10 protein-coding genes are annotated in these 9,492 nt (G+C 64.7%); 5 read left to right on the top strand and 5 right to left on the bottom strand.

All coding sequences use genetic code 11. The features are described 5' to 3' along the window. The 3 genes from ASD65_RS10725 to ASD65_RS19215 all read left to right on the top strand — a co-directional run bounded on the left by ASD65_RS10725 (window position 1) and on the right by ASD65_RS19215 (window position 4,185). Window positions 1–2,973 carry a discoidin domain-containing protein gene (locus ASD65_RS10725; RefSeq protein WP_162248493.1) on the top strand — a complete coding sequence of 991 codons (2,973 nt, stop codon included), beginning with the start codon at window positions 1–3 and terminating at the stop codon, window positions 2,971–2,973. A 236-nt stretch (window positions 2,974–3,209) separates the two neighbouring features. Further along, window positions 3,210–3,734, top strand: coding sequence for a hypothetical protein (locus ASD65_RS10720; protein WP_156378838.1), 525 nt, complete (start codon window positions 3,210–3,212; stop codon window positions 3,732–3,734). A 292-nt stretch (window positions 3,735–4,026) separates the two neighbouring features. Beyond that, on the top strand, window positions 4,027–4,185 hold the full coding sequence (locus ASD65_RS19215; RefSeq protein ID WP_200948655.1) for a hypothetical protein: 159 nt from the start codon (window positions 4,027–4,029) through the stop codon (window positions 4,183–4,185). Window positions 4,186–4,245: 60 nt separating this feature from the next. On the opposite strand, the gene ASD65_RS10715 is transcribed toward ASD65_RS19215, so the two are convergent. Further along, window positions 4,246–5,412, bottom strand: a complete 1,167-nt coding sequence (locus ASD65_RS10715) for an SGNH/GDSL hydrolase family protein (RefSeq protein ID WP_156378945.1) — start codon at window positions 5,410–5,412, stop codon at window positions 4,246–4,248. After that, window positions 5,412–6,020, bottom strand: a complete 609-nt coding sequence (locus ASD65_RS10710) for a TetR/AcrR family transcriptional regulator (protein WP_056222285.1) — start codon at window positions 6,018–6,020, stop codon at window positions 5,412–5,414. Before ASD65_RS10710 ends, ASD65_RS10715 begins: the two co-directional genes overlap by 1 nt. Before the next feature lie 260 nt (window positions 6,021–6,280). On the opposite strand from ASD65_RS10710, the gene ASD65_RS10705 reads away from it, so the two are divergent. Beyond that, window positions 6,281–6,892 carry a GNAT family N-acetyltransferase gene (locus tag ASD65_RS10705; RefSeq protein ID WP_056222282.1) on the top strand — a complete coding sequence of 204 codons (612 nt, stop codon included), beginning with the start codon at window positions 6,281–6,283 and terminating at the stop codon, window positions 6,890–6,892. Next, the gene (locus tag ASD65_RS10700) at window positions 6,889–7,752 is read left to right on the top strand and encodes a PaaX family transcriptional regulator C-terminal domain-containing protein (protein WP_056222280.1); all 864 of its coding nucleotides are present in this window, start codon (window positions 6,889–6,891) and stop codon (window positions 7,750–7,752) included. The genes ASD65_RS10705 and ASD65_RS10700 overlap by 4 nt, the downstream gene beginning before the upstream one ends. On the opposite strand, the gene ASD65_RS10695 is transcribed toward ASD65_RS10700, so the two are convergent. From ASD65_RS10695 to ASD65_RS10685, 3 genes are read right to left on the bottom strand one after another with little or no spacing between them, the layout of a single operon-like run. Beyond that, window positions 7,749–8,312: a GNAT family N-acetyltransferase gene (locus tag ASD65_RS10695; RefSeq protein WP_056222277.1), complete on the bottom strand. Its 564-nt coding sequence runs from the start codon at window positions 8,310–8,312 to the stop codon at window positions 7,749–7,751. The genes ASD65_RS10700 and ASD65_RS10695 overlap by 4 nt on opposite strands. After that, the gene (locus ASD65_RS10690) at window positions 8,309–8,758 is read right to left on the bottom strand and encodes a carboxymuconolactone decarboxylase family protein (protein ID WP_056222274.1); all 450 of its coding nucleotides are present in this window, start codon (window positions 8,756–8,758) and stop codon (window positions 8,309–8,311) included. Before ASD65_RS10690 ends, ASD65_RS10695 begins: the two co-directional genes overlap by 4 nt. A 37-nt stretch (window positions 8,759–8,795) precedes the next feature. Next, window positions 8,796–9,479: a TetR/AcrR family transcriptional regulator gene (locus ASD65_RS10685; RefSeq protein WP_056222271.1), complete on the bottom strand. Its 684-nt coding sequence runs from the start codon at window positions 9,477–9,479 to the stop codon at window positions 8,796–8,798. Window positions 9,480–9,492 lie beyond the last annotated feature (13 nt).

The raw sequence follows: 9,492 nt of genomic DNA, 5'->3' as shown, positions 1-9,492 counted from the left end.
ATGCGCCGATACCGCCGCCGTTTCGCTCTCATTGCATCGATGGCCGCCGGAGCGACGGCTGTCGCCCTGTTCGGCGCGGTTCCTGCCGCAGTCGCCGCAAATACCTCTCCGCTGACGGTTCCACGCATCCAGGAATGGACCGGCGGGACAGGGGCGGTAAGTCTCTCTTCGTCCTCCCGGATCGTGGTCGACCCCGCGACAGCCGATGATGCAGCGGCCGGAACTCCGGCACTGCTCGGTTCTCTGCGCACCCTCCGTGAGACTGCCCAGCGCATCAGGGACGATCTCGAGCTGGTCACCTCCCTCGACCTCCCCGTCGTCGAGAGCGCTACAAGCACTGCGGGCGACATCACGCTCGCCCTGGCCGCGGACGCAACACTCGGCGATGAGGGGTATGAGCTGAGCGCGACCGACCGAATCGCCATCTCCGCTCCCGCCACCGACGGCATCTTCTACGGAGCCCAATCACTGCTCCAGGTGCTCCGGCAGGCGGCGCCATCCACGGTATTCCCACAGGGCGAGATCCGCGACTGGCCAGACTTGACGTATCGCGCCGAGCACTTCGACGTGTCGCGTCGCTACATGAGTGTCGAAGACATCCAGGACGAGATCCGTCGCGCTGCGTGGAGCAAGCTCAATGTCATCCAGCTGATGTTCAATCAGGCCAATGCGTTCCGGCTCTACTCACCTGACTACGCAGCCGCGGCGCCCACGGACCCCGGCCAGCGGTACACGCAGGCCGACATCGCCGCGATCGAGGAGGTCGCAGCCGACTACCACGTCACGATCGTCCCCGAAGTGCAGAACCCGACGAAGATGCAGCCGATCGCCGGGCTCGGGGGCATCGACCGGTCGCTCGCCAGCCAGTGCGGCGACCCGTCCACGATCGATTTCACCGATCCCGCCGTCGTGACTTGGTTCCAGGATCTGCTGGACGAGTTCATCCCGTGGTTCAGCGGGCCGTACATCCATCTCGGCAACGATGAAGTTCCGACGAGTCTCGCCAGCTGTTCCTACCTCACTTCCCAACTGGGAGCCGGGGAGACGATCGACGACCTTCAGGAGGAGTACATCGCCTCCCTGAAAGCGACCGTCGAAGCGCGGGACAAGACGGCGATGATCTGGGTCAACAACACGAGAATTCGCCCCGGCACCGACGTGCTGATCATGAACTTCGGCGCGGAATCCGTTGCAGCGTCCATGCGTTCACTCGGCTACCAGGTCGTCGACAGCGCGTACAAGTCGGGACCGTACGATCGCTTCTACATCTCGCCCAGCGACTTTGAAGGCAAAGTCGTGCCGCGCGGCGACATCTACGCGTGGACGCCACCGGCACACGCGAACAACTTCGGGCAAGTTCTGGCCATGTGGGGAGACGACCTCTTCTTCAGCGAGACCGACTACTTCATCGACATGTTCGACGGACGCCGGGAAGAACTCGCCGAACGAACCTGGAACACGGCTGCTGCCGGGGCAACCTTCGCGACCTTCTCCAGCCTCATAGGCGCGATCGGGCGCGCCCCCGGCGTTGCCGCGCTCCCGTCCGTGCCCGAGACGACGGACGGACAGCCCATCCATGCCTACGACTTCAATTCGACGTACACGCCGACGGCGGCCACACACTACCCGGGTTACTGGAAACTGAGCCTGGCCGATTCCGTCGGGACTCTCCACGGCAACGGGTGGATCTTCACGCCCAACTACCCCGTTGCGGGTCGTGATGGGAACGGACTCGGGTTCGGTGCGGCAGCATCGCAATCACTGAATCTCGGCGGGTACCGGATCGCGGGCGCTTGGAGCACGGCCTTCTGGATCAAGCGCACAGCGAATTCGACGAACACGGTCCTGCTGCGCGACATGGACCACGCCATCAAGGTCGAACAGTCCGGTACCGCCAATCGTTTCGGAATCAGCACCTATGGTGGGGCGAACTACACGCTGGCCTACACGGCACCACTCAACACGTGGGCGCACGTGACCATCACCTCAGACTCTGGGGGCACGTCTTTGTACGCCGACGGCGTGCTGGTCGACAGTATCGCTCAGCAGATCCCATTGCCGCTCGGCGGAATCGGCGGACGGCGGTCTTTCGGTGGAGTGCTCGATGACCTTCTCATCTACGCCGAGAAGCTCACGGCTCTTGAGGTCGCCGCCCTTTATGGCACGTATGCGGTTGGAACCCCCGTCGATCTTGCGGCCGGAAAGACAGCCACGGCGTCGTCCGTGAAGAACGCGAACCCCGACCGAGTCGCATCCAAAGCCTTCGACGGAGACAGCGCGACCCGGTGGGGGAGCGAATACGCAGACCCGACCTGGGTTCAAGTCGATCTGGGACAGTCGGTGGCGATCAGCGGGGTTCGGCTGAACTGGGAGTCCGCGTACGGCAAGTCCTACAAGATACAGGTGTCATCCGATGGCACCACCTGGACCGACGTCTACTCGACCACGACCGGCGACGGTGGAGTCGACGAGATCGCCGGACTCTCTGCGACCGGCCGGTACGTGCGCATGTATGGCACCGAGCGCGGGACGACCTTCGGGTACTCCCTGTTCGACTTCAACGTATATGGCAGCCCGGCGGATCTCGCAGTGGGAAAGATGGCTACGGCATCGTCGGTGAAGAGTTCCAACCCGGACCGCGCCGCCTCGAAGGCGTTCGATGGCGATCCGGCGACGCGTTGGGGCAGCGAGTACGTGGACCCGACATGGATTCAGGTCGACCTCGGTACATCGATGTCGATCAACGGTGTCCGCCTCAACTGGGAGTCGGCGTTCAGTAAGTCCTACCAAGTGCAGGTGTCCTCCGACGGTACGACATGGACCGATGTCTACTCAACGACGACCGGAGACGGTGGAGTCGACCAGATCACAGGACTGAGCGCGACAGGTCGATACGTCCGGATGTACGGCACCGAGCGAGGCACGGGCTACGGGTACTCGCTGTGGGACTTCAACGTCTACGGCGGCCCCTGAATTGGTGGTTCACTTCGGCCGTGGGGCGATCACACAATCGCGGCTGTAGTCGGAAGATGCGTCTCTAGGTTTCGGCGCGGAAGACCATGCTCTGACCCATCGACGCGACGATGGTCCGACTCGCAACGGCTGTGGGTGCATTCCGCGATCGATGATGTCGCGGTCGATGTCAGCGAGGCCCTCAAGTACCGGGATACCTGCACCGATCAAATGGGCTTCGCATTCATGCTGCCAACATGGAGGGCATGACTGTGGTGTTCGACGGGATGGTGTGGAGTTCCTATGCGCAAATGCAGCTCACCACCGGTGAAACATCGGTGTCGGATCCGCGCGAAGCATTCGTCGGCCAAACGAACGGATTGTGCGGTGCGGCTCGGGATGGCGCCCTGTTCCTGATTACTGGACTTCACACCGGGCAGGTGCGCGTGCAGGTGGTGCTTGCCGATGTCGCGCCGGAGCTGGGGGATTGGGAAGAAGTCGTGGAGGTTGACTTCTATCCGAACGGCCTCTTTGCGTCTCTGTCTGGATGGGCATCAGATCCTTCCATCACATTTCCGCTTGCCTCGGTCAACTACCGTGCACGATGGTGCGCCACGGCCATGGATGCCGGCAGAGCGCAGGACACCGCCGACGAGACGAACCCGGCACCGGATCGCTACGCGCTGTATCTTTGGCCGGCACAGCCGACACACGACACGATCTTGCGGCGGACGTCCGAGATCGCCACGTATTGGCACGATGACGGCTTCTCCCGCGTGTAATCAGGGCACAGAAGCGTGGGCGGACCTGTCCGTCACCGTGATGCTATGAATCGCACAAACGGATCCGTCAAACGGGCGATTCACTGTGGGGAGGGCCAGTCTTGCTGGTCTGTGCATATCGCTCGGCGAGAGTGGCGAACGCGGATGTGAGCTCGGGAGGACCGACGATCTCCATCGGCACTTCGAACCTCCCGAACGATGCCGCGAGTGTCGCGGCCCGTGCGAGCTCCGTATCGTGCGGGTCGATGTCAACCCCCTCGACTTTTGCCTTGCCTGGTAGCAGTCTCGGGTTATGACCGCGCTCGCCCTCATCCTGCTCGTTGTCGGACTCGTGCTCCTGCTTCTCGGGGTCTTCGTCGAAGCGGCGAAGTTCCTGTTGTGGATCGGCATCGTCATCGTGGTACTAGCGATCATCGCGTTCCTGTTCCGCTACATTCGTCGGGGCGCCTGACTCTCCGACCTGGCCTCGCGGCCCGGCTGGGAGTGGCGCTACCCGAGACCGGCCGGCGAGTCAGTCGGCGAGGATTCCGCAATCAGTCATCCACGCGGCGAACCGACTGCCGATGAACTGATGTGTCTGTGCATCAGGGTGTAGCTCGTCCGGCAGCGGATAGTCGGCGGCATCCGTCTCCGCGTAGAGCACCCGCCCGTCGAGATAGTGCAGGTTCGTGTCAGTCTCGCGCCGATCCTTCACAATGCGTTCCAGCGCTTCTCTGATCACGGTGAGTGTGAGCTTGCCGGCGCTCGCCTCGGCGGGGTCGCCCGTCGCGTGGAAGCGGAGCTGACCGACAGCCAGCGCCCCGACGTCGAACGCTCCCGGTCCGGGCGTGTTCTCATGGATGCCGCAGAAGATCGGCGAGATCACCACGAGCGGCGTCGTCGGATGCCCTTCGCGGATCGTGTCGAGGAAACCGTGTACCGCCGGGCCGAATGCACGGAGGCGCATCAGGTCGAGATTCACGAGGTTGATGCCGAGCTTGAGGCTGATCACGTCGGCGTCGGCGTCGCGGATCACGCGCGCGACGAACGGGTCGAGGAGGGCGGAACCGCCGAACCCGAGATTGACCAGCTCAACGCCGGTGCTGCGCGCCGCGACGGCCGGCCAGGTTCCGGTCGGGTGCGTGGCGTTGGAGCCGTGGCTGATCGAGCTGCCGTGATGCACCCAGACCGGTCGACCGTCAGTGGGAAGGGGAGCGGCGTCCGCGTTCGCGCGCAGAGAGACGAGTTCGAGGTTTTCGTTGTGGGGCAGCCAGATCTCGACATCCTTCGCGTGCGCGGCGAGCCCATCGAAACGGGTTGTATGCGATGCGCTTATGGCGGTGTTCGCCGAGCCGGTGGCCATATCGATCGCGATTGTCGTGCCGCCGGAGGTAGCGTCGTCGGCGACATGCCGGCCGTCGACGATGAGTTCGATCACGCCATCCGGACGCGGCGGAAGTCCGAGGTACGTGCGGACGGTGCGATGGGTGACCAGCTCGATGGTCGTCGCTGCCGTAGTGAAAGCGAGGCGCACTCCGGAGGGCTGCGCCTCCACCATCGCGAGCTGCGGATCCGTGTTCTGCGCGCGTGCCCAGGCCGGGAGTCGATGCGGAAGCAGACCGAGTGGCGTGGCCTCGAGTTCGGCGACGCCGTGCACGAACGCAGGGGCGAGGTCAATGTCGATCAGGTCGTCGGACATCATTCATGGCCATTCTTCGTTGAGGATGCAGGAGTGCTCGGGCCCACCGGCCAATTGCGCATCAGCGTGTCCAGGGCGTCGATCGCCACGAGCCAGCTGCTGTCTGGGTCGGGACTGCTGTGGTCGAAGCTCCCGCTCATTTCGAGCGTGATGAATCCGCGCACGGTGCTGCCGAGCATGCGGATGGCGTGCACATGTGCGGCCTCAGGCAGGTTGTACCCCCGCAGCACGGCCGCTGTGAGTTGTGCGTGCCGCGGGCCGGCGCTGGCGGCCGCCGTCTCCGTGTCGACCACGGCGAGGGTGGCGGCGAATCGGCCCGGGTGCTCGTGGGCATAGTCCCGATACGCGTTCGCCAGCCCGGCGAGGGCCTCTTTGCCCGATCGGCCCACGATCCGTTCTGACACCCTGTCGGCGAGTTCCTCGAGCGCGAGGAGCGTGACGCGGGTACGCAGATCTGCGCTGCCGGCCACGTGCGAGTAGAGGCTCGGCGTCTTCACTCCGAAGCGACGCGCGACCTCAGCGACGGTCACCGCGTCGAATCCGAGCTCATCCGCGAGAGCCGCGCCGACCTCTGCCGCTCGCTCGGGTGTGATTCCTGCCCGCGCCATCCGCGATTCCCTTCTCGCGATGCAAACCTAATGTGATAAGAGTCTAACCTAATGTTGTTAGGTACAGTTTCCCCGAACGTCTGGGTTTGAACAGTCCGCCATCACCAAGCCACAGGTGAGAGGGTGGGTAGTCCCGTGAGAAGGAGCGAGACGTATCTGGTCCCGTCTGGCACATCTACGAAATCTCCTGCGTATCCTCGAGAACTATCAATCTGAGAACGATCGGATTCATATCGAGAGATAACTTGTACGGTTGTCGCATGAGCGAAGCGGATTCAGTCGATGTTGTGCGGGGCATTCCGGACGGCTCCCGCGCCGAGGTTGCCCGGCTCTACTGGGAGGCGTTCGGGCGCAAGCTGTCGCCGAGCCTGGGCGATCGTGAGCACGGAGAGAGTTACATCGAGTCTCAGCTGAATGCCGACGGCTTCTTCTGCGCCACGATATCGGGACGCGTCATCGGGGTGCTCGGGTTCCACGATTCGAGCCGTGCTGCAGTGGGGTTCTCGTATCGACGACTAGTCCAGGAGTACTCGATGGTGAGCGCGCCGTGGCGGACCGCACTTCTGATGATCCTCGGCCGCCGTCCCCGCGCAGGGGAGCTGCTTCTCGACGGGCTCTCCGTCGCCTCGCAGTCGCGGGGGCTGGGGGTCGGTTCCCGTCTACTCGGGGAGGCCATCATCATGGCTGAGAGCCAGGGGATGAAGCAGGTGAGGCTCAGCGTCGTGGACTCGAATCCCCGCGCGAGGGCGCTGTACGAGCGCCTGGGGTTCCGCGCCGTGAAGACCGAGTCGATCGGCCTTCCCCAGAACGTGTTCGGATTCCAGCGGGCGACGGAGATGGTGTTCCGAATCTCGGAGAGGGCTCAAGGATGAGCGAGGTCGTCATCGCGCCGAAGACGGTGGTCGCAGCGTGCTTCAGCGCGGAGGGGGTCGCCGAGCTGGAGATGGTCTACGGCGTGGCTGCCGCCGTCGGGCTGGCCGATCAGCCCGTTCGCCTCGCGATCCGCCGGATGGAGGCCCACGGGGTACTCGATCAAGTCGGGCGGGGACGCAAGGGGCGACTCGTGCTGACCGAGAGCGGCAAGACGAGAGAGCGATTGGATGGCGGCCATCTCGCGTTCGTCTCCTCGCAGGATGCCGGAATGCCGACGTGGCAGGGGGTCTGGTGTCTTTACGCCTTCTCGGTTCCCGAGAGACTCCGTGCCGAGCGGGACTCGTTGCGGACGGCACTCGTTCGGCTGGGGGCGGCGTCGCTGGCCAACGGGGTGTACGTGAGTCCCTTCGATCTGCGCGACGACCTGGCCGCCGAGGTCGCGCCGGCCACCATCGGGCGGTACCTGATCACCGCCGAGGCGGCGCGGCTGGACGGGCCGGGGCTGGGGGACCCGAAGCAGGTGGTCGAGACGCTATGGCCGGCGGCGGACATCGAGGCCGCCTATGAAGGACTGGAGCGGGCGCTCTCGGACGCGGACGGCCTGTCCGAAGAGGCCAGCGTCCCGACACGCCTCGCCTGCGCGTTGAGGCTGGCCGCGGCCTTCACCTTCGCGCTCGAGCATGACCCGCTGATCCCGTTCGAACTGCGCGACCCGGACTGGTCGCCGCCGATCATTCGTCACCGGTTCCGCGAGATGTGGGAGCGGCTTCGGCACGACCTTCCCGAAGTCAGGCTGTTTCGCGCCCACGATCCTTCGGCTACGTACCCGACACTCCCCGCCGATGGGACGCGTTCCTAACGGGAGCGCGAAGTCCGGCTCATCGAGTAGACGACGGGGCCGTCCGGTATCGCGGTCGTGGCGACCGTCGTGAACCCGAGACGCTGGTAGAGGGCCACGTTTCGTTCCAGCGATGTCTCCAGCGCAATCGTGTCGGCGCGGTCGTCGATGATCGCGAGGCCGGCCGCTGTCACCGCTGTGCCCAGCCCGCTTCCTTGACGGGCGGGATCGACTCCGACGGTCTCGAGGGTCCATGCACCGGCGGGTGGACTCGGCAACGACAGCTCCGAGGTCACCGCCAGCCGGGCTCCGTGCAGCTCGGCGACCTGCTGCTGCAATCGGTGGCTCGGGGCCGGGGCATCCGGTGGCAGGAAGGCCGCGACCGCGCGCAGCCGGGTGTCCACGACCACGAGGCCGTGCTCCAGCGCGTGGGACAGATAGAGGCGCTGGATCTGCTCGAGGCGAGCCGCGTATCCGTCATCGGGTATCGACCATCGCGTCCACGGGTACTCCTCGAAGGCTTCGGCCAGGACACGGGCCGCGACGTCGAGGTCGCCCGATTCAGCCAGGCGCACCGTCATGGTGTGACCGAGTAGCGGCTCGAGATCGCCACGCGATTCCACGCGTTGATCACGATGACGAGCCAGGAGATCGCTGCGATTTCTGTTGCCGTGAGGACGACATCGACATCAACCGTGTCGTGACCGCCGGTCGGGGTGTGCGAGATGTTCGTCAGCCGTTCGGCGAGGATGAGTGCGGCTTGCTCCTTGTCGCTGAAGTACTGCGTCTCCCACCAGGCCGCGACTATCGCGAGCCGGTCGGCGGACTCGCCCTTGGCGATCGCATCGCGCGAGTGCAGGCGCAGGCAGTATGCGCAGCCATTGATCTGCGAGGCCCGGATTCTCACCAGCTCGATGAGCAGCGGATCGAGTCCGGCGTCGACCGCCGCCTGCTGAGCCGTCGCATCGAATGCGGCGAGACTCTTGTAGGTGGCCGGATTGAGCTTGCCGAGGTTGACAGTTTCCACGCGTGACAACTCACCTTCTTCTCTGGCGTGCGTGTGCTCAGTGAGCATCACGATCGCCGATTGTCCCCGCGCGCGTGCCCGCGTGCGAGGGGCGCATGGCCGTCAGCGTGGCGTGTATCAGCCGTTGCTGTTCGGCGGCCGTGCGGTCGGAGGAAAGAGAAGTGACTTCGCTGATGGCGGCGAAGACCGAACTGACAACGGCGTACAGGACTATCCGCTCGTCAGATCCTCCCGGCCGGCCCTCCGTGATCCGGTCGCTCGCTTCGCTGCCGAGGTTGGACCGACTGCGGAGCCAGAGTGCTTCCGCGATGCGACGCTGAAACGCTTGGAGATGAGTGAGGTAGGCCGCGGAGACATGGGGGGACTCGGCGGCGATCCTCTGAAACAGCGCCGCCCTCCGCTGTGCTTCTTCGTTGAGCCGGCCAAGGGCTGCCTGCACGACGGCGTGCAGAGTGTCCCAGGTATCGTCACTCACCGGATGGGCATCGATCGTGTCGATCACCCACTGCGTATCGGCGGCGAAGCTCCAGAAGAGGAGGTCGTCTTTCGTCGCGAAGTAGCGGAAGAAGGTGCGCTCCGAGATCCCGACGCCTGTGGCGATGGCGCCAACGGTCGTGTCGCGGTACCCGTGCTCGGCGAAGAGCATCTCCGCGACCTGCTGGATTCTGTCGCGAATCGCCTGACGGGCGATCTCGCGCGATGAGAGCTTCAGCGCGACCACAGGCATCGATCCT

The organism is Microbacterium sp. Root61 (genome assembly GCF_001427525.1).
Taxonomy (GTDB): Bacteria; Actinomycetota; Actinomycetes; order Actinomycetales; family Microbacteriaceae; genus Microbacterium.
This window is presented reverse-complemented; position numbering and strand designations above follow the sequence as displayed.

Excerpts from the sequence above, each read along its gene's own strand:
- ASD65_RS10725 (WP_162248493.1), top strand. The coding sequence starts at position 1 with ATGCGCCGATACCGCCGCCGTTTCGCTCTCATTGCATCGATGGCCGCC.
- ASD65_RS10720 (WP_156378838.1), top strand. The coding sequence starts at position 3,210 with ATGGAGGGCATGACTGTGGTGTTCGACGGGATGGTGTGGAGTTCCTAT.
- ASD65_RS19215 (WP_200948655.1), top strand. The coding sequence starts at position 4,027 with ATGACCGCGCTCGCCCTCATCCTGCTCGTTGTCGGACTCGTGCTCCTG.
- ASD65_RS10715 (WP_156378945.1), bottom strand. The coding sequence starts at position 5,412 with ATGTCCGACGACCTGATCGACATTGACCTCGCCCCTGCGTTCGTGCAC.
- ASD65_RS10710 (WP_056222285.1), bottom strand. The coding sequence starts at position 6,020 with ATGGCGCGGGCAGGAATCACACCCGAGCGAGCGGCAGAGGTCGGCGCG.
- ASD65_RS10705 (WP_056222282.1), top strand. The coding sequence starts at position 6,281 with ATGAGCGAAGCGGATTCAGTCGATGTTGTGCGGGGCATTCCGGACGGC.
- ASD65_RS10700 (WP_056222280.1), top strand. The coding sequence starts at position 6,889 with ATGAGCGAGGTCGTCATCGCGCCGAAGACGGTGGTCGCAGCGTGCTTC.
- ASD65_RS10695 (WP_056222277.1), bottom strand. The coding sequence starts at position 8,312 with ATGACGGTGCGCCTGGCTGAATCGGGCGACCTCGACGTCGCGGCCCGT.